Here is a 24,828-nt window from a genome sequence, read left to right on the forward strand (position 1 = left end):
CCACCTCACAACCCCATGCGCCCCGGCGCCTCCTCCCTTCGAACGAGCCCGCCCGCTACCCAAGAAGGATGGGGCCGGCCTCGGGGGCTCCGTAGAATTGCGCCAACTGCTGTTCGACACGCGAGGCGCGTCATGCAAGAGCTACAGGCCGAAGGCGTGGTCACCGCCATGTCCGCCGCCGACGACGCGGAGGTCGTCGCCCAGGACCTGGCACGCCAGCTGGTGCACCCGCACCTGGGCTTCGTGCTGTTCTTCTGCTCCGCCGAATACGACCTCCAGGCCCTGGGCGACGCCCTGGCCCAGTACTTCGGCGGCATCGAACTGGTGGGCTGCACCAGCGCCGGCGAAATCACCCCCCAGGGCTACGGCCGGGGCTGCGTCAGCGCCGTGGGCTTCGACTACCGCAGTTTCTCCATCGCCAGCGCCCTGGTGGACGAGATGGAGCGCTTCAGCCTGATCGACGCCCAGCAACTGGTGGAGCGCCTGGTGGGGGATTGCCGGGGCCACGACCTCGCCCCGATCAAGGACCACAGCTTCGCCCTGACCCTGCTCGACGGCCTCTCCAGCCGCGAAGAAGTGGTGCTCGCCGCCCTCAGCGCCGCCTTCGGCAGCATCCCCCACTTCGGCGGATCGGCCGGTGACGACAACCACCTCACCCACACCCACGTCTACCACGGCGGCCAGTTCCACACCGGCGCCGCCGTGGTGCTGCTGGTCAACACCGCGCTGGACTTCGAAGTCTTCAGCACCCACCACATCGAGCCCAACGGCCAGAAACTGGTGGTCACCCAGGCCGACAGCCACAGCCGCCGCGTCTACGAGCTGGACGCCGAGCCCGCCGCCCTGGCCTACGCCCAGTGGGTCGGCGTACCCGTCTCCGCCCTCGACCACCCGCTGTTCGCCGCCCACCCCCTCGCCGTAAGGGTCAACGACCAGTACTACGTGCGCTCCATCCAGCAGGTCCATGACGACCTCAGCCTCAGCTTCTACTGCGCCGTCGAGACCGGCATCGTCCTCACCGGCATGCGCCCCGGCCCTCTGCTGCCCAACCTCCAGGCCCTGTTCCAGCGCCTGGAGGCGCGCCTCGGCCCGCCACTGCTGACCATCGGCTGCGACTGCTTCCTGCGGCGCCTGGAGGCCGAATGCAACGGCCGCGACGCCGAGATCGGCGACTACCTGCGGCGCCAGCGGGTGATCGGCTTCAACACCTACGGCGAGCAGTACAACGGCATGCACGTCAACCAGACCTTCACCGGCGTCGCCATCGGCCGCCGCAGCCGCCATGGCGGACGCTGAACAGGGCGCCCGGCTCGCCGAGCTGGAGCGGGAGAACGCCAAGCTGCGGCGCATCAACGCCGCCCTGATCGAACGGGTGGAATCCGGCGGAGCCCGTCGCGAAGGGGCCTATGCCGCCTTCGAGCATTCCGTGGTGCTGGCCGAACAGGTGCGTGAACGCACCGACGCGCTGAACCAGGCCATGTCCGAACTCAAGGCCAGCAACCGCCTGCTCAGCGATGCCCGCCTGCGTGCCGAGACCGCCCACCAGCACCTGGTGGACGCCATCGAGAGCATCTCCGACGCCTTCGTCCTGTTCGACGCCCAGCAGCGCATCGTCCTGTTCAACAGCCGCTTCAAATCCTTCTGGGCCCGCAGCCGCGCCCGAATCATCAGCGGCACCCGCCTCGACGAGATCCGTCGCCTGGCCCAGAGCACCGGGCTGATCGTCGAAGAACAGCGCAGCAGCGACAACGAGCACAGCCTCTACCGCCTGCACGACGGGCGCTGGGTGCAGGTCAGCGAACGGCCCACCCGCGAAGGCGGGCTGGTGATCCTCTACACCGACATCACCGAACTGAAGGTCAGCGAAACCATGCGCCGCGAGCAGGCCCTGGCGCAGAAGTCGCGCCTGCTGCAGCGCGCCGTGGACAACCTGTCCCAGGGCATGGCCATGGTCAGCGCCGAAGGCACCCTCGAGCTGTGGAACCACCGCTTCCTCGAACTCTGCGGCCTGGCACCGATCCAGGCCCACCGGCCCTTCGCCGAGGTCATGGCCGACAGCGAGCTGGCGCTGCTCACCCCCGCCAGCCGCGACGCCGAGGGGCGCCCTCAGCGGCAGATGGAGCAGCGCCTGTTCGATGGCCGGATGCTGGAGGTGCGCACCCACCCGTTGCCCACCGGCGGCTTCGTCAACACCTTCACCGACATCACCGAGCGCTACCGCCACGCCGAGACCCTCGCCGAGAGCGAGCGCTGGATCCGCCTGATCACCGACCAGGTGCCCGCGCTGATCGCCTACCTCAATGCCGACCTGGTCTACGAATTCACCAACAAGGTCTACGAAGAGTGGTACCGCTGGCCCCGGGGCGGGCTGCTCGGCCAGCGCCTGCGCGACGTCCACAGCGAAACCCACTGGGAGCGCCTGGAGCCCTACGTCGAGCGCGCCCTGTCCGGCGAGAACGTCACCTTCGAAGTGGCCGAGGTCAACCTCGCCGGGCAGGAGCGCTACATGCTGCGCTCCTACGTGCCCAACCGCCTGCCGGGCGGCGAAGTGGTGGGCATCTTCGTGCTGATCCGAGACATCACCGAACGCCGCCGCACCGCCGAAGCCCTGCACCTGGCCTACCAGAACCTGGAGCAGCGGGTGCGCGAACGCACCGCCGAGCTCACCCAGCTCAACGAACAGCTGCTGCGCGAAGTGGGCGAGCGGCGCCAGGCCGAACAGCGCCTGCGCGAGGCCAAGCGCGAAGCCGAGCAGGCCAACCTGTCCAAGACCAAGTTCCTCGCCGCCGTCAGCCACGACCTGCTGCAACCGCTGAACGCCGCCCGGCTGTTCACCAGCGCCCTGCAGGAGCTGCGCGAGCCCGCCCGGGGCGACACCCTGGTGCGCAACATCAGCAACTCGCTGGATGACGTGGAGAACCTGCTCGGCACCCTGGTGGACATCTCCAAGCTGGACGCCGGGGTGATCCGCCCCGAAGTGGCGCCCTTCGCCCTCGGCGAACTGCTGGACAACCTCGCCACCGAGTTCCGCCAGCAGGCCGCCAGCGAAGGGCTGGCGCTGCGCTACGTGCCCTGCTCGGCGCTGGTGCGCAGCGACGTGCAACTGCTCGCCCGCATCCTGCGCAACCTGCTCAGCAACGCCATCCGCTACACCCCCAGCGGCCGCGTGCTGCTGGGCTGCCGGCGGCGTCGCCGCAGCCTGTCCATCGAGGTCTGGGACAGCGGCATCGGCATCCCGGCGGACAAGCTCAAGGAGATCTTCCAGGAGTTCAAGCGCGGCGACTCCCAGCGCCCGCAGCAGGACCGTGGGCTCGGCCTGGGCCTGGCCATCGTCGAGAAGATCGCCGGCATGCTCGGCCACCGCATCCGCGTCAGCTCCCAGCCGGGGCGTGGCTCCTGCTTCGCCCTGGAAGTGCCCCTGGCCCGCCGCGCCCCCCGTGCCCGGCCCGAGGTGGAACTGCCAGTGGCGCCCCTGGAACGGCTGCAGGGCGCGCGGGTCTGGGTGCTGGACAACGACGCCGCCATCTGCGCCGGCATGCGCACCCTGCTGGAAGGCTGGGGCTGCCGCGTGGTCACCGCCCTCTCCGAACAGGACCTGGCCCGCCAGGTGGACGACTACCAGGCCGAGGCCGACCTGCTGATCGCCGACTACCACCTGGACAACGACCACAACGGCGTCGACGCCGTCGCCCACATCAACGCCCACCGCGACCACGCCCTCCCGGCGCTGATGATCACCGCCAACTACAGCCACGAACTGCGCCAGCACCTGCGCGAACTCGGCCACACCCTCATGCACAAACCCGTCCGCCCCATGAAGCTCAAGGCCGCCATGAGCCACCTGCTGGGCGGCTAGCTCCCCGGACCGCCTCCTGGCACGCAATTGCCGGCGAGCACCGTGGGTGGATCACGCTTCACCGATCCACCATTCGTGGCCGTGCCGAGCGTCATTGGTGGATGGAAAGAGCGCCATCCATCCGGCGCGGTGACGCCCCTCGATGTGCTCTGGATGACGCCGTACAAGCGCCTGAAGCCCCGGCGTGATGCGCTTCGTGCCTCAGCGCATCCTACGACCGAACCGGTAGAACCGGTGGCACCCGTAGGATGGGCTGAGCTGTGCGAAGCCCATCGCACCCTGGCACGCGATTACCGGCGAGCACCGTGGGTGGATCGCGCTTCACCGATCCACCATTCGTGGCCATGCCGAACGCCATGGGTGGATGGAAAAAGCGCCATCCATCCAATGCGGTGCTCGCCCCTCGATGTGCTCTGGATGACGCCGTGCAAGCGCCTGACCCCGGCGTGATGCGCTTCGTGGCCTCAGCGCATCCTACGGACCGGTGGGCCTATCGCACCCTGGCACGCGATGGTCGGCGAGCGCCATCCGCCACCCTGCACTAGCGTTCGCGCATGGCTTCGGAGCGGGCCTTGAGGACGGGTTTGAGGAGGTAGTCGAGCACGCTTTTCTCGCCGGTGATGATGTCCACGGTGGCGACCATGCCGGGGATGATCAGCAGCGGTTTGGCGTCGCTGCCGAGGTGGCTTTTGTCGGTGCGGACCTGGATCAGGTAGAAGCTGTTGCCCTTGTCGTCGGTGATGGTGTCGGCGCCGATCAGTTCCAGCTTGGCCTTGAGCCCGCCGTAGATGGTGTAGTCGTAGGCGCTGAATTTCACCATGGCCTTCTGCCCGGGGTGGAGGAAGGCGACGTCCTGCGGGCGGATGCGTGCTTCGATCAGCAGGTTGTCCTCCAGTGGCACCACTTCCACCATGTCGCTGCCCGGCTGGACCACGCCGCCGATGGTGTTGACCTTGAGCTGCTTGACGATGCCGTGCACCGGCGAGAGCACGGTGGTGCGCGAGACGCGGTCGTCGATGGCGCGGCCGGTGGAGGTGATCTTCTGCAGCTCGGTGCGGGCTTCGTTGAGTTCCTTGAAGGCGTCGGAGCGGAACGACAGCTGGCTCTCCTCCATCTTCCGTTCGATCTCCTTCACCGCCGCCTCGGCCCGGGGGATGGCCAGGTTGGTGCCGTTCAGCTCGCCGCGCATCTCCACCGCGCTGCGCCGCAGGCGGAGGATCTCCACCTCGGAAATGGCGCCGGTGCCCACCAGCGGCTGGGACATGTTCAGCTCCTGCTGCAGCAGCGCCAGGCTGGAGGCGTACTGCTGGGACTTGGAGCGGAACTCGGCCAGTTCCTGCTCCTTCTGCCGCAGCTGTTCCTTGAGGATGTGCTGCTCGCTTTCCAGCCGCTGCAGGCGCGTGCGGTTCAGCGCGCGTTCGTCCTCGGCCAGCTGCGGCGCGCCCTTGGCGATCTCGTCGGGCACCTCGAAGGGGCGGCCCTCGGCTTCGGAGGCCAGGCGTTCGACCCGCGCCATCAGCGCCAGGCGGTCGGCCTCGGTCTCGCCCTTGTTGGAGAGGAAGCGGGTGTCGTCCAGGCGCAGCAGCACATCGCCCTTGTTCACCACCTGGCCCTCGCGGACGAAGATCTCCGAGACGATGCCGCCCTCCAGGTTCTGGATCACCTGCACTTTGCTGGAGGGTATGGCCTTGCCTTCCCCGGTGGTGACTTCCTCCAGCACGGCGAGCTTGGCCCACACCAGGGCGACGATCAGCAGGCTGCAGGCCACCCACACGGTGATGCGGGTGCCGGTGGGGGAGTCTTCGAGGATGGCGCCGTCCACCTCGGGCATGAACTCGGTGTCGGCACGGGCCGGGGCGCGGCCGCCGAAGTACTGGGCGGGGGTTTGAGCGTTGGCCATGGAGCCCTCCTAGACAGCCGCCGGGCCGACACGGCCCTTGCGCAAGGCATCGATGACGGCCTCTTTCGGCCCGTCGGCGACGATGTGCCCGGCGTCCAGCACCACCAGGCGTTCCACCAGGCTGAGCATGGAGGCGCGGTGGGTGATGAGCACCACCGTCTTGCCCTGGGCCCAGGCGTGCAGGCGGTTGCGCAGCAGGTCTTCGCTGGTGTTGTCCATGGCGCTGGTGGGCTCGTCCAGCAGCAGGATGGGCGGGTCCAGCAGCAGCGCGCGGGCCAGCAGCACGGCCTGGCGCTGGCCGCCGGAAAGCAGCTGGCCGCGCTCGCCCACCGGGCGGTCGAAGCCCTGGGGATGCTGCCGGGCCAGCTCGGTGACGCCGGTCAGCTCGGCCACCTCCAGCATCCGCGCGTCGTTCACGTAGCGGGCGCCGAGGGTGAGGTTGTCGCGCAGGCTGCCGGAGATCAGCGGCATGTCATGGGTGACGAAGCCGATCTGGTGGCGCAGGTCGGCCACGTCCAGCTGGCGCAGGTCGATGCCGTCCAGCAGCACCTGGCCTTCCTCGGGGCTGTAGAAGTTCATCAGCAGCCGCGCCAGGGTGCTCTTGCCCGAGCCGCTGCGGCCGATGATGCCGACCCGCTCGCCGGCGGCCATGCGCAGGCTGACGTTGTGCAGCGCCGGGGCGTTCTGCTCGGGGTAACGGAAGCTCACCCCGCGCACGTCGATGGCGCCGCGGATGTGGGTGCGTTCCAGCGGCTGCTGGGTGTTCTCCCGCTCCTGGGGCAGGCCCATCAGCGAGTCGGTGCTCTTCATCGTCAGCTGGGCCTGCTGGTAGCGGGTGATGAGCCCGGCGATCTGCCCGAGCGGCCCGAGCACGCGGCCGTTGAGCATGTAGCTGGCCACCAGGGCGCCGACGCTGAGGTTGCCGCCGATGATGCTGTAGACCCCGGCGACGATCATCGCCAGCCCGGCGAACTGCTGCAGGAACAGGGTGCCGTTGGTGACCAGCGCGGAGAGGAAGCGGGCGTGGCTGTCCAGACGGGTGAGGGCGCCGTGGGTGCGCTCCCAGCGGTGCTGGCGCTCGCTCTCGGCGCCGCAGGCCTTGAGGGTTTCCAGGCCGGAGAGGGTTTCGATCAGCAGTGCCTGGCGTTCCGCGCCCAGGGCCAGGCTGCGCTGCACGGTGTCGCGCAGGCGGGCCTGGATGATCCAGGCGAAGATCGCGGTGATGGGGAAGGCGAGGATCGGGATCACCACCAGCCAGCCGCCGAGCAGCCCGATCACCACCAGCATGAGGACGGAGAAGGGCAGGTCGATGAGGCTGGTGAGGGTGACGGCGGTGAGGAATTCCCGCAGGCCCTGGAAGTCATGGATGCTCTGGGCGAAGCCGCCGATGGTGGCCGGCCTGGCCTTCATCGACATGCCGGTGATGCGCTCGAAGAGGGTGGCCGAGAGCACCACGTCGGTCTTCTTCCCGGCGGTGTCCAGCAGGTGCGCCCGCAGCACCCGCAGCAGCAGGTCGAAGCCGGTGCCGATGAGCAGCCCGATGGTCAGCACCCAGAGGGTGGAGGTGGCCTGGTTGGGCACAACGCGGTCGTAGGTCTGCATCACGAACAGCGGCACCAGCATGCCCAACAGGTTGATCAGCAGGCTGGCCAGCACCGCGTCGGTGTAGAGCCAGCGCGACAGCCGCAAGGTGTCGCGGAACCAGGACTTGACCCGGGGCATCAGCGGCTTGCGGGTCTCCTCCAGCTCGTGGCGGGGGCGGGCGAACAGCGCCTGGCCGCTGTACTCGGCGGCCAGGGCCTCGCGGTCGATCCATTGCTGACCACCGTCGGACTCGCTGGGCAGGATCAGCGCGCGACCATCCTTGCCCCACTGGTGCAGCACCGCGCTGCGGCCGTTGCGCAGCAGCAGCAGCACCGGCAGGTTGAGCGGCGAGATGGCGTGCAGCTCGCGGCGCAGCAGGCGGCTCTGCAACCCGGCCCGGGCGGCTGCACGGGGCAGCAGCTCCGGGGTCAGGCGCTGTTCGGCCAGCGGCAGGCCGGCGGTGAGGCTGCCCCGGCTGGCGGGGCTCTCGTGCAGCCTGCAGAGGATCAGCAGGCCGTCGAGCAAGGGGTCATCGTGGCTCTGCCGCGGGTCGACTGCAGGGCCCGCCAGTTCCATGGTGGTCATCGACTGCTCCCGATCCGGGTTACTTCAGGTCCGGCAGGTGGGCCTCGCTCTTCACCTCGGTGGCGGCCACGGCTTCGGCCGGTACCACCACCCGCTGGCGCTGCAGCAGGCCGCCCATGGCCGCGAACACGCGGTACATGGCGAACTCCTCGGTGTAGCGGACTTCGACGTAGCGGCGGTTGGCGGTGAACAGCTCGTTGTCGCTGTCCAGCAGGTCCAGCAGGGTGCGCTGGCCGAGGCCGAACTGCTGCTGGTACGCCTCGCGCACGCGCTGGGTGTAGTCGGCGTATTCACGCGCCTTGGGGGTTTGCAGGCGGGCGTTCTCCATGGCGTTCCAGGCCAGGGCGAGGTTCTCGTTGAGGGTGCGCAGGGCGTTGTTGCGGATGTCCATCGACTGGTTGATGGAGTGGGCGGCGGCCTGCAGGCGGGCCTTGTCGCGCATGCCGTTGAACAGGTTGTAGTTCATCACCACGGCGGCGCGCCAACCCTTCACGTGGCCCTCGTCACCCTGCACGTCGTTGTCGGCGTTGGTGGCCAGCTCGCCGTCGAAGCGCGGGTAGAACGGCGACTTGGCCGACTCGTACTGGCTCTCGGCGGCCTGTACGTCGGCCTGGGCGGATTTCAGGTAGGGGTTGTTCTCCATCATGGTCTGGCGGGCCGCCAGCAGGTCGGCAGGCATCTCGCCACGGACGCTGGAGGGGGCTTCCAGTTCGTCCGCCGGGCGGCCGACGGCGCTGAAGAAGTTGGCCTCGGCATCGGCCAGGTTCACTTCCTCGGTGTAGAGGTTGTTCTCGGCCAGGGCCAGGCGGGCGGCGGACTGGTCGGAGTCGGCGGTGCTGCCCACGCCGCGCTGGCTGCGCAGGTTGATCTGGTCACCGACGCGCTGGTGCGACTGCAGGTTGTTGCGGGCCAGGGCCACCATTTCGCGGCGCTTGAGCACTTCCAGGTACACCTCGATGGTGCGCAGCGCCAGGCTCTCGGCGGTGGCCAGGGTGTAGTAGGCGCGGGAGTTCACCACCGATTGGGTGCGGCCTACCTCGTTGGGGGTGTTGAAGCCGTCGAACAGCATCTGCCGCAGGCGCAGCTCGGCGTTGCTGTAGTTGAGGGTCTCGGTGTTGTGGTTGCCCTGGGCGCGGGTGCTGGGGTTGTCGGTCATCTGCCGGCCGTAGCCGGCGATCAGGTCGACGGTCGGCAGGTAGCCGCCCTTGGCCACCTTCACCTGCTCGTCGGCGACCAGCCGGGCGTTGGAGGCGGCGCGCAGTTCGGGGTGGGTGTCGAGGGTGCTCTGAATCGCTTCCGTGAGATTCATCGCCTGGACCTGGGTGCTGGCGAAGGCCAGCAACATGGCGCTCCAGAGTGGGGTGAGTGCTCGCATGAGGGGTGTCTCCTTGTCCGATGCTTCTTGCTGCTTTCTTCTGGGTCGCCATTTTTTTGGCGAAATCGCCTGTTCAACCGTTTCAGGCTTGTAACATCAGAGCTAAGAACAACTTTTGACGGAGCTAAGAAATTTTTTTCACAACGGATATGCCGAAAAAATCTTATGCAGGTGCGGCAAACCGGCACATCTTGTTTTCCTGTCAGCCGCGGAATTCGGGCCTTTCAGGCATTCGCGGTCTGGTTTCAGGTGGTCAGTTGCGCGATTCGAGCCCTGGGGAGACGCGGTTTTTGCTGGAGCAGTTCGACACGGAAAATAAGTGACGTTTTTCTGTCGCGAATTTTTTGACCAAAAAATTGTCGCCCCGCCCCACGCATTTTTCCCCCCTTGAGCACCGCTCCTACGCAGCGCTGGCCCTATTCGAGAAGGGTTGTCGGCAGTGGTCGGCAGGTGTGCGCTGGAGGAAGGATTCATGGCTACGGTAATCGGTGTCGTCAGGCAGGTCGTAGGCGAGGTGTTCGCGGTAGCAGGCGATGGAACGCGCCGGCCGTTGGTGGAAGGGGACCGGGTGTTTGCCGGTGAACAACTGGTTACCGGCGCCGAAGGCGCGGTGGCCATCAACCTGGCCAGCGGCGGCGAGCTGACCCTGGGGCGCGACAGCAGCACCACCCTGAGTACCCAGATGCTCAGTGCCGGTGGCGACAACGCGGCGCCGGTCGACCCCACCGCCGACGCCCAGCCGCAGCCCCCGAGCCAGCAGGAGCTGACCGACGTCGAGCAACTGCAGGCCGCCATCGAGGCCGGCGTGGACCCGACCCTGGCCGCCGAGGCCACCGCAGCCGGCCCGGGCGCTGGCGGTGCCGGTGGCGCGGGCGGTGTGGGGGGCGGCCACTCCTTCGTGCTGCTGTCGGAAACCGGCGGTGCGGTGGACCCGACCATCGGCTTCCCCACCGGGCCCATCGACTTCACCCCGCTGTTCCCCGAGGGCGACATCCCCCCGCTGCCGGACGATTCCACCCCCTCGCTGACGGTGGTGTTCCTCGACCAGTCCGGCACCGTGGTGACCGGCCCCGGCGTGGTGGATGAAGAGGCCCTCAACGGCGGCGAAGGCGGGGGCGGCAAGGCCGGCAGCAATGCCGGCAGCACTGCCGAGAGCACCTCCGGCAGCCTGGTGATCACCTCGCCGGACGGCATCGACCGCGTCGAGGTGCTGGACGTCAACGGCAACTGGATCAACGTCACCGGCGGCGGCACCGTGCAGGGCGCCTTTGGCGTGCTGGTGTTCGACGGCGCCGGCAACTGGACCTACACCCTCACCGACAACAGCCTCGACCACGGCAACCCCAACGCCACGGGCGCCGACGACCAGATCTTCGACAACTTCAGCGTGCGGGTCTTCGACCTGGACGGCGACGTGTCGCCCACCGTGCCCCTGACCGTGGCCATCAACGACGACGGCCCCACGGCCGGGCTGCAATTCAACCAGGAAGGCGGCTTCGTGGTGCTGGACGAGACCGCCGGCCTGCAGCCGGACAGCCAGGAAGTGCCCGGCCCGCTGGCGGTGTTCGCCTCGGTGGCCAATGCCTCTGCTGACATGCTGGCCTTCGCCCAGGGCAGTGGCCCGGTCGTCGTGGGGGCCTTTGACACGGGGGCTGACGAAGCCGGCTCCTCCGCGGTGTTTTCCCTGGCCCTGGGCGAGGGTGATGGCGAAGGCGAGGGCGGCAGCGGCCTGTTCACCACCGCCGGCAGCCCCATCACCCTGGCCCTGGAGAACGGCCTGGTGGTGGGCCGTGATGGCAGCGGCAATGCCGTGTTCGCCATCGCCATCGACCCGGATTCCGGGCAGCTCAGCGTGGTGCAGTACGAATCCCTGCGCCACCCCGACAGCGGCAGTGATGACGAGGGCCTGAACCTGTCCGGCCTGGTGCGGGCGGTATTCACCGTCACCGACGGCGACGGCGACAAGGCCACCGCCAGTGCCGACATCGGCAGTGCCATCCGCTTCGAGGACGACGGCCCCACCGCAGTGATCCGCGTGACCGAGGGCGGCAGCGTGACCCTCGACGAAAGCGCCGGCCTGCAGAACGGCACGGCCACGCCCGGTGTCCCCGGCGATGCCGGCAACCAGGACACCAGCGACCCGGCCGTGGCCGCCCTGTTCAGCGGCGTGGCCAATGCCGGCAGCGACCTCGCCAGCCCCGGCTATGCCCAGAGCAACGGCCCGGTGGTGGATGTTTCCGGCAGCAGCACCGGCGAGGACGAGGAGGGCGCCACCACGGTGCTGAGCCTGTCCATCGTCGGCGGTGACGGCGCCGATTCCGGCCTGACCACCACCGACGGGCGCTCCATCGTCCTCAGCCTGGAAGGTGGGCTGGTGGTCGGGCGCATCGTCGGCGGCAGCCTCGACGGCCAGGCCGCGTTCGCCGTGGCCATCGGCCAGGACGGCACCCTCCAGGTCGCCCAGTACGTGTCGCTGTTCCACCCGGACACCAGCAGCGGCGATGACAGCGTCAGCCTCGCCGGCAAGATCAACGCCGTGGTCACCGTCACCGACGGCGATGGCGACGTGGCCGTCGACCAGGTCGGCGTCGGCGGAGCCGTGCGCTTCGAGGACGACGCCCCCACCGCCAGTATCCAGCTGGTGGAAGGCCGCAGCGTGACCCACGACGAAAGCCCCGAACTGCAGAACGGCACCACCACCCCGACCCCGGCCGGCGATGCCGACGACAACGACGTGGGCGGCAAGGCGGTCGCTTCGCTGTTCGACAGCGTGGCCAACGCCGGCACCGACCTGCTCGGCTTCGCCCAGAGCGAAGGCCCGCTGGTGAGCACCGCCGGCAGCAGCTTCGGCGAGGACCAGGAGGACGCCACCCTGGAACTCAGCCTGGCCATCACCGGTGGCAACGGCACCGATTCGGGCCTGACCACCACCGACGGCCAGGTGATCCGCCTGTACGTGGAAAACGGCCTGATCGTCGGCCGTGTCGAAGGCATCGACGGCCCCGGCCAGGCGGCCTTCGCCATCGTCCTCGGGGCGGATGGCACGGTGAGCGTGGCCCAGTACATGTCCCTGCATCACCCCGACACCGGCAGCGGTGACGAGTCGGTGGACCTGGCCGGCCTGATCAAGGCCGTGGTCACTGTGACCGATGGCGACGGCGACGTGGCCCGGAGCGAAGTGGACATCGGCGGTGCCGTGCGCTTCGAGGACGACGCGCCCAGCGCGGCCATCCAGGCCGTGGAAGGCCGCGTGGTGATCCACGACGAAACCCCCGGCCTGCAGAACGCCAGCGCCACCCCCGGCGTCCCCGGCGATGCGGCCAACCATGACACCAGCAACCCGGCCGTGGCAGCGCTGTTCGCCAGCGTGGCCAACGCCGGCACTGGCCTGGCGGCGGGCTATGCCCAGAGCACCGGCGCGGTGGTGGACACCTCCGGCAGCACCGTCGGCCAGGACCAGGAGGGCGCCACCACGGTGCTCAGCCTGTCCGTGCAGGACAGCGACTCGGGCCTGAAGGCCCTCGACGGCTCGTCCATCCTGCTCAGCGTCGAGAACGGCCTGGTGGTCGGCCGCGTGTCCGGTGGCGCCCTCGATGGGCAAGCCGCGTTCGCCGTGGCCATCGGCCAGGACGGCACCCTCAGCGTGGCCCAGTACCTGCCGCTGCAGCACCTGGACGGCAGCAACGCCGACGACGCCCTGAGCCTCACCGGCAAGATCAACGCCGTGGTCACCGTGACCGATGGTGACGGCGACGTGTCCGTGGCCTCCACCGGCATCGGCAATGCCGTGCGCTTCGAAGACGACGGCCCCACCGCCAGCGACGTGCGCGCCGAAACCGTGCTGGACGACGAAGGCCTGGCCGGCGGCATCAACGGCGGCCCCGGCGATGTGGCCGGTGCCGACACCAGCACCAGCGGCAGCCTCGGCTACGACGGCGGCGCCGACGGCGTGAAGAGCGTGGAACTCACCGGCCCCAGCAGCCTGGGCAGCGAGAGCGTCACCTCCACCTGGGATGCCAGTACCAACACCCTGACCATCAGCTCAGCCCGGGGCGCGCTGATGACCGTGGTGCTCACCGACCCGGCCACCGGCGCCTACACGGTCAACCTGCTGCAACCGTTGATGCACCCGCAGGGCGGCACCGAGGACAACATCACCCTCAACGTCGGCTACACGGTCACCGACGGTGACGGCGACAGCGCCAACGGCTCCCTCGCCGTGGTGATCAACGACGACTCGCCCAGCGTGCAGGCCAGCGAGCTGGACCTGAATTCCTCGGTGACCTTCCTCGGCACCAATGCCGGCTACTCCAACACCTACGGCTACTACATCAAGGGCGATGACGGCACGCCCCAGGGCGGCAAGATCATCTGGGCCAACGTGCACGACCAGAGCGTGGGCGACCAGGCCAGCCTCGATGGCCTGGACCCGGCCCACACCGGCTTCTTCATCATCCCCGACGGCGCCGCCAACGGCGGCCTGAGCAATGGCGCGGAGGTCACCTTCCAACTGGTGGGTGGCAAGTGGCAGGCCTTCATCGGCAGCACCCCGCTGGTGGGGGCCGACGGCGCCAACGTGCTGTTCAGCGACGCCGCCCTGAACCCCGGCGGTTCCCACCTGCAGGACACCGGCAGCGCCGGCAACCAGAACTGGGAAGACAAGACCGCCACCTCCGACTACGACTACAACGACGTCAGCGCCAACGTCACCTGGGGCTCGGCGATCGCCCTGCAGGTTGATGAATCCAACTTCGCCCAGGACGCCACCGCCAACTTCAGCGGCGTGTTCAACGTGCAACCCGGCGCCGACGGCGTGGGCAGCCAGACCTACAGCCTGAGCGTGCAGAACGCCAACTCCGGCCTGGTGGACACCGCCACCGGCGAGGCGGTGCTGCTGAGCCTCAACGGCTCGGTGATCGAAGGCCGTACCGCCGGCACCGGCGAGCTGGTGTTCACCCTCAGCGTGAACGCGGCCGGCACCGTCACCCTCGACCAGCAGCGCGCCGTGGTGCACCCCACCAGCGACGCCGACGAGGCCAAGTACCTGGGCGCCGGGCGTGTCAGCCTGACCCTCACCGTGGTGGACAAGGACGGCGACAGCGCCAGCGGCGCGGTGGACATCGGCAAGGTCATCAGCTTCAAGGACGATGGCCCGAGCATCAGCGCCGGCCAGGCCGGCGTCGCCAGCCTGGAGGTGGACGAAACCAGCCTCGGCATCGACGCCACCACCGATTTCAGCGGCGCCTTCACCAGCAGCTACGGCGCCGACGGTGCCGGCAGCATCGCCTACAGCCTGGCGGTGAGCGCCAACGGTGCCTCCAGCGGCCTGAAGGACAGCGCCAGCGGCAGCGACATCAAGGTCTACCTGGAAGGCAACCAGGTGGTCGGGCGCGTGGGCGGCAGCGGCGGCGCCGTGGCCTTCACCCTGACCGTGGACAGCGAAGGCAAGGTCACGCTCGACCAGAAACTGGCCATCCAGCACAGCCCGGATGCCGGGCCCGACCAGGCCACCGGCCTGTCGGCGGCGGACCTGGTGAAACTGGTGGCCACCATCACCGACAAGGACGGTGACTTCAGCAAGGCCAGCCTCAACCTGGGTGACGCCATCAGCTTCCGCGATGACGCCCCGGCCATTCGCGCGGTCTCCATCCCGGCGGACATCCTCCAGGTGGACGAAACCAACCTGGCCGGCGATGCCACCACCGACTTCAGCGGCGCCTTCATCCGCAACTACGGCGCCGATGGCCCCGGCACCACCACCTACGCCCTGCAGGTCAGCGCCGACGGCGCCAGCAGCGGGCTGAAGGACACCGCCAGCGGCACCGACATCAAGGTCTACCTGGAAGGCGGCCAGGTGATCGGCCGCGTGGGTGGCCCCTCGGGCGCCATCGCCTTCACCGTCAGCGTGGACAGCACCGGCAAGGTCACCCTCGACCAGCGCATCGCCCTGCAACACAGCCCGGACAGCGGGCCGGACCAGGAGGTGAGCCTGGGCAGCGCCGACCTGGTGAAACTGTTGGCGACCATCACCGACAAGGACGGCGACTCCAGCAGTGCCAGCCTGAACCTGGGCGACGCCATCAGCTTCAAGGACGATGCGCCCGGCATCCGCGCGGTGGAGATCCCCTCGGACATCCTCCAGGTGGACGAGACCAACCTGGCCAGCGATGCCACCGCTGATTTCAGCGGCGCGTTCATCCGCAACTACGGCGCCGATGGCCCCGGTACCACCACCTATGCCCTGCAGGTCAGCGCCGACGGCGCCAGCAGCGGGCTGAAGGACACCGCCACCGGCAGCGACATCAAGGTCTACCTGGAAGGTGGCGAAGTGGTCGGCCGCGTGGGCGGCCCCTCGGGCGCCATCGCCTTCACCGTCAGTGTGGACAGCACCGGCAAGGTCACGCTCGATCAGCGCATCGCCCTGCAGCACAGCCCGGACAGCGGGCCGGACCAGGAAGTGAGCCTGGGCAGCGTGGACCTGGTGAAACTGGTGGCCACCATCACCGACAAGGACGGCGACAGCAGCAGCGCGACCCTCAACCTGGGCAACGCCATCAGCTTCAAGGACGACGCGCCGACCATCAGTGCTGGTCAGGCCGGCGTCGCCAGCCTGGAGGTGGATGAAACCAACCTGGCCATCGACGCCACCACTGACTACAGCGGCGCCTTCACCGGCAGCTACGGCGCCGACGGCGCGGGCAGCATCGCCTACAGCCTGGCCGTCAGCGCCAGCGGCGCCAGCAGCGGGCTGAAGGACACCGCCAGCGGCAGCGACATCAAGCTCTACCTGGAAGGCGGGCAAGTAGTGGGCCGCGTGGGCGGCAGCGGCGGGGCCGTGGCCTTCACCCTGACCGTGGACAGCAGCGGCAAGGTCACCCTCGACCAGAAACTGGCCATCCAGCACAGCCCGGACGCCGGGCCGGACCAGGCCACCGGCCTGTCGGCAGCGGACCTGGTGAAACTGGTGGCCACCATCACCGACAAGGACGGTGACAGCAGCAGCGCCAGCCTCAACCTGGGTAATGCCATCAGCTTCCGCGATGACGCACCGGCCATTCGCGCGGTCTCCATCCCGGCGGACATCCTCCAGGTGGACGAGACCAACCTGGCCGGCGACGCCACCACCGACTTCAGTGGCGCCTTCATCCGCAACTACGGTGCCGACGGCCCCGGTACCACCACCTATGCCCTGCAGGTCAGCGCCGACGGTGCTTCCAGCGGACTGAAGGACACGGCCACCGGCAGTGACATCAAGGTCTACCTGGAGAGCGGCCAGGTGATTGGCCGCGTGGGTGGCCCCTCGGGCGCCATCGCCTTCACCGTCAGCGTGGACAGCACCGGCAAGGTCACGCTCGACCAGCGCATCGCCCTGCAGCACAGCCCGGACAGCGGGCCGGACCAGGAGGTGAGCCTGGGCAGTGCGGACCTGGTGAAACTGGTGGCGACCATCACCGACAAGGACGGCGACAGCACCAGCGCCACCCTCAACCTGGGCAACGCCATCAGCTTCAAGGACGACGCACCGAGCATCAACGCCGGCCAGGCCGTGGCCGACAGCCTGCAGGTGGACGAAACCACCCTGGCCACCGACGCCACCACCGACTTCAGTGGTGCCTTTACCGGCAGCTACGGGGCCGATGGCGCCGGCAGCATCGCCTACAGCCTGGCGGTGAGCGCCGAGGGCGCCAGCAGCGGGCTGAAGGACACGGCCAGTGGCAGTGACATCAAGCTCTACCTGGAAGGCGGCCAGGTGGTCGGCCGTGTCGGCGGCAGCGGCGGGGCCGTGGCCTTTACCCTGACCGTGGACAGCAGCGGCAAGGTGACCCTCGACCAGAAACTGGCGATCCAGCACAGCCCGGACGCCGGACCGGACCAGGAAGTGAGCCTGGCCGGTGCGGACCTGGTGAAACTGGTGGCGACCATCACCGACAAGGATGGCGACAGCACTAGCGCCAGCCTCAACCTGGGCCATGCCATCAGCTTCAAGGACGACGCGCCGACCATCAGCGCCGGCCAGGCCGGCGTCGCCAGCCTGCAGGTGGATGAAACCAACCTGACCGTCGACGCCACCACTGATTTCAGTGGTGCCTTCAGCGGCAGCTACGGCGCCGACGGCGCGGGTAGCATCGCCTACAGCCTGGCCATCAGCGCCAGCGGTGCCAGCAGCGGCCTGAAGGACACCGCCAGCGGGACGGACATCAAGCTCTATCTGGAAGGCGGCCAGGTGGTGGGCCGTGTGGGCGGCAGCGGCGGGGCGGTGGCCTTCACTGTCACCGTCGACAACGCCGGCAAGGTCACCCTGGACCAGCGCATCGCCATCCAGCACAGCCCGGACGCCGGGCCGGATCAGGCCACCGGCCTTTCAGCGGCGGATCTGGTGAAACTGGTGGCCACCATTACCGACAAGGATGGCGACAGCACGAGCGCCACCCTCAACCTGGGTAATGCCATCAGCTTCAAGGACGATGCGCCCACCATCAGCGCCGGCCAGGCTGGCGTCGCCAGCCTGCAGGTGGATGAAACCAACCTGACCCTCGACGCCACCACTGATTTCAGTGGCGCTTTCTCCGGCAACTACGGTGCCGATGGTTCCGGCAGCCTCGCCTACAGCCTGGCCATCAGCGCCAGCGGTGCCAGCAGTGGCCTGAAGGACACTGCCAGCGGCAGCGATATCAAGCTCTATCTGGAAGGTGGGCAGGTGGTGGGTCGCGTGGGCGGCAGCGGTGGGGCGGTGGCCTTCACCGTCACCGTGGACAGCGAAGGCAAGGTCACCCTCGACCAGCGCATCGCCATCCAGCACACCCCCAACACCGGGCCGGACCAGGCCACCGGCCTGTCGGCGGCGGACCTAGTGAAACTGGTGGCCACTATCACCGACAAGGACGGCGACAGCAGCAGCGCCAGCCTCAACCTGGGCAACGCCATCAGCTTCAAGGACGACGCGCCGAGCATCAACGCTGGTCAGGCCGGTGTCGCCAGCCTGCAGGTGGATGAAACCAACCTGACCCTCGACGCCACCACTGATTTCAGTGGCGCCTTCTCCGGTAACTACGGTGCCGATGGTGCCGGCAGCCTCGCCTACAGCCTGGCCATCAGCGCCAGCGGCGCCAACAGCGGCCTGAAGGACAGCGCCAGCGGCGGCGACATCAAGCTCTACCTGGAAAGCGGTCAGGTGGTCGGCCGCGTCGGCGGCAGCGGCGGGGCAGTGGCCTTCACCGTGACCGTGGACAGCGTCGGCAAGGTCACCCTCGACCAGCGCATCGCCATCCAGCACAGCCCGGACAGCGGGCCGGACCAGGCCACCGGCCTGTCGGCGGCGGACCTGGTGAAACTGGTGGCCACCATCACCGACAAGGACGGCGATTCCACCAGCACCAGCCTCAACCTGGGCAATGCCATCAGCTTCAAGGATGACGCGCCCACCGCCGGCAACATCGACGTGAAGCTGGACGACGACACCCTGGCCAACGGCAACCCCGGTGGCGTGGGCGACGACGTGGATGCGCAGAACACCAGCGGCACGGTGGCCCACAGCTTCGGCGCCGACGGCGCGGGCTCGATCACCTGGCTCACCAGCGGTGCGCCCAGCGGTTTCACCTACGAGACCTCGGGCAGCAACCTGCTGGTCAAGCAGGGCGCCACCACGGTGCTGACCGTCACCCTCAACAGCACCAGCGGCGCCTACCAGGTGGTGCAGAACGCGCCCATCCGCCACCCGGACGGGCAGGACGAGAACAACGTCCAGTTCCAGCTGACCTACAAGGTCACCGACAAGGACGGCGACAGCGCCAACGGCACCCTGAGCCTGAGCGTGGATGACGACACCCCGGTGGCACGCAACGACGTGGCCACGGTGGCCGAGTCCAACGCGCCGGACATCAACATGGTGTTCGTGCTGGACTTCAGCGGCAGCATCGACAACACCGAGCTGAACCAGATGCTGGATGCCGTGAAAGCCGCCGCCCAGGCGCTGTTCCAGGGCACCCCGGGTGACGTGCAGATGCAGGTGGTGGCCTTCTCCTCCACCGCCCAGGCCTATGCACCGGTCACCTCCTATGCGGCCTTCGAGTCGCTGGTCAACTCGCTCAACCCGCTGGATGGCGGCACCCGGCCGTTCGACGGTGGCACCGACTTCACCGATGCCATCAAGGCCACCATCGCCAACTACGTGCCGCAGGCGGGGTGGAGCAACCAGGTGGTGTTCGTCAGCGATGGCAACCCCAACGAGCAGACCGGCACGGGCGGCAACGCCCTGGCCGATGCCACGGCCACCGCCTGGGCGCAGTTCATCGCCAACAACGGCCTCAACGTCACCACCGTGGGCGTGGGTAACGGCATCGACGACAGCAAGCTGCAGAACGTCGACCTCGACGGCAGCGGTTCGCCGATCCGCGTCGGCACCTTCGACCAGCTGGTGGATGCGCTGCTGACCGGCGTCAGTGCCGGCCAGGTGAGCGGCAACGTGCTCAAGGGCTCCGATGGCGTGGCCGGCACCGCCGACGACGACAGCTTCGGCGCCGACGGCAAGGGCGGCATCAACTCGGTGACCGTGAGCGGCGTGACCTACACCTGGAACGGCAGTGATGCTACCGCCCAGCTGTCGGTGAACACCGCCCTGGGCGGCAAGCTGCAGTTCAACTTCAAGACCGGCGACTGGAGCTACACCGCGCCCTCGGGCTTGACCGGCAATGTTTCGGAAGTGGTCGGCTACAGCATCAGCGACGCTGACAAGGACGGCACCAACGGCCAACTGACCATCAACGTGACGGCCACCAACGATGCCCCGGTGGCGGTGAACGACACCTTCACCACCGCCGAGGACAGCCCGCTGACCATCACCGCCGACGGCCTGTTCGGCAGCGACGGCACCGGGCCGGTGAACGACCGCGACAGCGACTCCGGCAGCTTCACCGCCATCAAGGTGACCCAGCTGGCGAGCAACGGCGTGCTCACCCTCAACGGTGTGGCGGTGACCCTGAACCAGGTGATCTCGCTGTCCGACATCAACGCCAACAAGCTGGTGTTCGTCCCTGATGGCAACGAGAACGGTGCGCCCTACGCCACCTTCAAGTACCAGGTGAGCGACGGCACCACCTTCAGCAACGCGGCCACGGTGACCATCAACGTGACGGCGGTGAACGATGCGCCGGTGGCCGTGGATGACAACCTCACCACTGCCGAGGACACCTCGCTGACCATCACCACCACGGCCCTGTTCGGCTCGGACGGCACCGGCCCGCTGAACGACAGCGACGTGGATTCGGCCAGTTTCACCACCATCCGCATCACCCAGCTGGCCAGCGACGGCGTGCTGAAGCTCAACGGCGTGGCGGTGACCCTGAACCAGGTGATCAGCCTGGCGGACATCACCGCCGGCAAGCTGGTGTTCGTGCCGGACGGCAACGAGAACGGCTCGCCCTATGCCACCTTCCAGTACCAGGTGAGCGACGGCAGCCTGTACAGCAACACCGCCACGGTGACCATCGCCGTGACCCCGGTGAACGATGCGCCGGTGGCGGTCAACGACACCTTCAGCACCAGCGAGGACACGGCGGTGACCATCACCAGCGCCGGCCTGTTCGGCAGCGATGGCACCGGCCCGGTGAACGACAGCGACATCGACTCGGGCAGCTTCACCGCCATCCGCATCACCCAGCTGGCCAGCGACGGTGTACTGAAGCTCAACGGCGTGGCAGTGACCCTGAACCAGGTGATCAGCGCGGCGGACATCGATGCCGGCAAGCTGGTGTTCGTGCCCGATGGCAACGAGAACGGCACGCCCTACGCGACCTTCCAGTACCAGGTCAGCGATGGCAGCGCCTACAGCAACGTGGCCACGGTGACCATCAATGTGGCGGCGGTGAACGATGCGCCGGTGGCGGTCAACGACACCTTCAGCACCACTGAAGACAACGCCGTGACCATCACCAGTGCCGGGCTGTTCGGCAGTGACGGCACCGGCCCGCTGAACGACAGCGACGTCGATTCCGGCAGCTTCGCCAACATCAAGGTGACCCAGCTGGCCACCGACGGCGTGCTGAAGCTCGATGGCGTGGCGGTGACCCTGAACCAGGTGATCACCATTGCCGACATCGCCGCCGGCAAGCTGGTGTTCGTGCCCGATGGCAACGAGAACGGCGCGCCCTATGCCACCTTCCAGTACCAGGTGAGCGACGGCAGCCTCTACAGCAACACCGCCACGGTGACCATCAATGTGGCGGCGGTGAACGACGCCCCCGTGCTGGATCTGGACGCCAACAACAGCAGCGGCGCCACCGGGGCCGACTACCGCACCACCTTCACCGAAGGCCAGCCGGCGGTGGCCATCGCCGACCTGGACAGTCAGATCACCGACGTCGACGGCAGTACCATCGCCTCGGCCAAGGTGGTGCTGACCAACGCCCAGGCGGGCGATGTGCTCAGTGCCACCGGCATGCCGGCCGGCATTACGGCGGTGGTGGACACCAGCGTGGCCGGCAAGATCACTGTCACCCTCACCGGCGTGGCCAGCCAGGCCACCTACGAGACGGCGCTGGAGGCGATCCGCTTCTCCAACACCAGCAACACGCCGAGCACCACCCCGCGTGACGTGACGGTGACGGTGAGCGACGGCGCCACCGACTCCAACACCGCCCACACCACCATCAACGTGGTGGCCGTGGACAACGGGCCGGACGCGAAGGACGACGTGGCCAGCGTGGTGGAAGGGCACGGCCAGGACTTCAACGTGGTCTTCGTGCTGGACTTCAGCGGCAGCATCGACAACACCGAGCTGAACCAGATGCTCAGTGCGGTGCGCCAGGCCGGCAGCGAGCTGTTCGACGGCACCAGCGGCCATGTGCAGCTGCAGATCGTGGCCTTCTCCTCGACGGCCACCTCCTATGCGCCGGTCACCAGCGTGGAGGCGTTCTCGGCGCTGATCGCCAGCCTCAACCCCGCCGAGGGCGGTACCCGGCCGTTCGCCGACGGCACCGACTTCACCGCGGGCATCCAGGAAACCATGGGCGTGTACCAGCCGATTGCCGGCTGGAGCAACCAGGTGGTGTTCATCAGTGACGGCAACCCCAACGAGCAGACCGGCAGCGGTGGCAACTCGCTGACCGATGCCACGTCGACGGCCTGGAACAATTTCGTCGACAACAACGGCATCAACGTCACCACGGTGGGCATCGGCGATGGCATCAACACCGCGCGCCTGCAGGACGTCGACCTCGATGGCCAGGGCTCGCCGCTGAGCGTCTCCGGCTTCGGCCAACTGGTGGATGCGCTGCTGGGGCAGGTGGTTGGCGGCGATGTGACCGGCAACGTGCTCAAGGGCTCCGATGGCGTGGCCGGCACCGCCGACGACGACAGCTACGGGCCGGACGGCGCGGGCTACATCAAGTCCATCACCATCGGCAGCATCACCTACACCTGGAACGGCAGCAGCACCATCACCCCGAGCAGCGGTTCGCCCATCAGCGGCAACCAGCTCACCGGGATCGACACGCCGCTGCACGGCAAGCTGACCTTCAACTTCGCCACCGGGGCCTGGAGCTACGTGGCGCCGGAGGGACTCACCGCCAACGTCACCGAGCAGTTCAGCTACACCCTGGTGGACAGTGACGGCACCCCGGACAGCGCCAACCTGACCATCAACGTGATCGACGCCAACAGCCCGCCGGCCGGTGCCGACGCCACCCTGAGCCTGCTGGAGGACACCAGCCATGTGCTGACGGCGGCCAACTTCGGCTTCTCCGACAGCGAGGGCAACAGCCTGGCGGCGGTGAAGATCACCACGCTGCCCACGGCCGGCACGCTGTTGCTCAACGGCAGCGCCATCAGCGCCGGGACCTTCGTCTCGGCCGCCGACCTGGCTGCCGGCAAGCTGGTGTTCAGCCCGGCGGCCAACGCCAATGGCAACGGCTATGCGAAGTTCACCTTCCAGGTGCAGGACAACGGTGGGACGGCCAACGGCGGGATCAACCTCGACCCGAACCCGAACACCATCACCTTCAACGTCACCCCGGTGAACGATGCGCCGACCGCCGACATCAGCCGGCTCACCTACAGCATCGGCGAGAAGAGCAGCCTGACCCTCAGCGGCACCGGCATGAGCGTGGGTGACGTGGACGGCGGCAGCGACCTGCGCACCGTGACCCTGGCGGTGGCCCAGGGCGCGCTGACCGTCTCGGCGGGCAACAGCGGGGTGACCAACATCACCGGCAACGGCACGTCGCAGGTGACCTTCCGCGGAACCCTGACCCAGCTGAACAACCTGCTGGGAGGGATCGATACAGGGGCCGGCTCGGCGGGGAGCATTTCCTTCCTGGCCAGCACCAACACGGCGGCTGCGGTGGCGCTGATGCTGATGATCAACGACGCCGGCGCCATCGGAGGCGGCGCGCTGACGGCGGTGGACACGGCGACCATCAACGTCACCCTGGTGAACGATGCACCAACGCTGACCGGCGATTCGCTGATCACCAACGTGGCCTCGGGGGTCACGGTGCCGGTGCCGGAATGGGCACTGCTGTACAACGACACCGACCCGGACACCAGCACCTTGCACATCAGTACCGTGGGCAGTGCCAGCGGGATGACCGCGACCTTGGCGGCCGGGGTGGTGAGCGTCACCGACACCGGCACGCTGGGTGGCTCCTTCAGCTACATCGCCGAGTCGACGACTGCCTCGGTCAGCCTGACCCGCGACACCGACGGGATCCTCGATGGCAACAGCAGCGACAACCTGCTGGTGGACGGCCTGTCGGGTGGGCACACCCTCAACGGCAACGGCGGCAACGACGTGCTGCTGGGCAACGACGGCGACGACACCCTCAACGGCGGGGCCGGCAACGACCTGCTGGTGGGCGGTTCCGGCAATGACTACCTGGACGGCGGCAGTGGCACCGACACCGCCGGCTACCAGGACGCCACGGCCGGGGTCAACGTCAACCTGGGCATCACCGGGCAGCAAAACACCGGCGGGGCAGGGCTGGACACCCTGGTGAACATGGAGAACCTGACGGGCTCGAACTTCAACGACACCCTCACCGGCAACAGCGGGGCCAACGTGCTCAGCGGGCTGGCCGGCAACGACACGCTGATCGGCGCGGGCGGCAACGACACCCTCACCGGCGGCGACGGCGCCGACACCTTCAAGTGGCTGCTGGGCGACACCGGTACCACCCACATCACCGACTTCACCAAGGGTGTGGATGCGCTGGACCTGTCGCAGCTGCTGACCGGGGAACAGGCCAACCTGGGTAGCCTGAGCCAGTACCTGACTTTCAGCTTCGGCACCAACACCACCATCACGGTGGACAGCAACGGCAGTGGTAGCGGTACGGGCGGGCCGACCATCGTGCTCGATGGCATCAACCTGCAGGCAGCCTACGGTGCAGCCGATGCGGCGGGGGTGATCAGCGGGATGCTGGGTGACGGCACGCTGAAGACCGATACGGTCTGATGCGGCGCAGGGCCCGCCTCCTTTTGGGGGCGGGCCTTTTCACGTGTGGATGGGCCGCGCGCGGGGCGGTGGCTGTTCCT

6 protein-coding genes are annotated in these 24,828 nt (G+C 68.2%); 3 read left to right on the top strand and 3 right to left on the bottom strand.

What is annotated here, in order from left to right; translation table 11 throughout:
• The first annotated feature begins 132 nt into the window (after window positions 1-132).
• Window positions 133-1,296: a nitric oxide-sensing protein NosP gene (gene nosP, locus FBY21_RS27745; RefSeq protein WP_074973577.1), complete on the top strand. Its 1,164-nt coding sequence runs from the start codon at window positions 133-135 to the stop codon at window positions 1,294-1,296.
• Window positions 1,283-3,856, top strand: coding sequence for a hybrid sensor histidine kinase/response regulator NahK/ErcS' (gene nahK, locus FBY21_RS27750; RefSeq protein WP_142015563.1), 2,574 nt, complete (start codon window positions 1,283-1,285; stop codon window positions 3,854-3,856). The genes nosP and nahK overlap by 14 nt, the downstream gene beginning before the upstream one ends.
• Window positions 3,857-4,397: 541 nt before the next feature.
• Here nahK and FBY21_RS27755 read toward each other — a convergent pair.
• Genes FBY21_RS27755 through FBY21_RS27765 form a run of 3 tightly spaced genes read right to left on the bottom strand, consistent with a single transcriptional unit; the run spans window position 4,398 to window position 9,300 of the window.
• Window positions 4,398-5,756, bottom strand: a complete 1,359-nt coding sequence (locus FBY21_RS27755) for an HlyD family type I secretion periplasmic adaptor subunit (RefSeq protein WP_074973563.1) — start codon at window positions 5,754-5,756, stop codon at window positions 4,398-4,400.
• Window positions 5,757-5,765: 9 nt separating this feature from the next.
• The gene (locus tag FBY21_RS27760; protein WP_142015566.1) at window positions 5,766-7,925 is read right to left on the bottom strand and encodes a type I secretion system permease/ATPase; all 2,160 of its coding nucleotides are present in this window, start codon (window positions 7,923-7,925) and stop codon (window positions 5,766-5,768) included.
• A gap of 19 nt (window positions 7,926-7,944) precedes the next feature.
• Window positions 7,945-9,300: a TolC family outer membrane protein gene (locus FBY21_RS27765; RefSeq protein ID WP_142015571.1), complete on the bottom strand. Its 1,356-nt coding sequence runs from the start codon at window positions 9,298-9,300 to the stop codon at window positions 7,945-7,947.
• A 472-nt stretch (window positions 9,301-9,772) separates the two neighbouring features.
• On the opposite strand from FBY21_RS27765, the gene FBY21_RS29500 reads away from it, so the two are divergent.
• A complete protein-coding gene (locus tag FBY21_RS29500; RefSeq protein WP_160158628.1) occupies window positions 9,773-24,748 on the top strand; it encodes a retention module-containing protein in 14,976 nt (4,991 codons plus the stop codon).
• Window positions 24,749-24,828 lie beyond the last annotated feature (80 nt).

Origin of the sequence: Pseudomonas sp. SLBN-26, assembly GCF_006715895.1 — a bacterium.
Classification (GTDB): Bacteria; Pseudomonadota; Gammaproteobacteria; order Pseudomonadales; family Pseudomonadaceae; genus Metapseudomonas; species Metapseudomonas otitidis.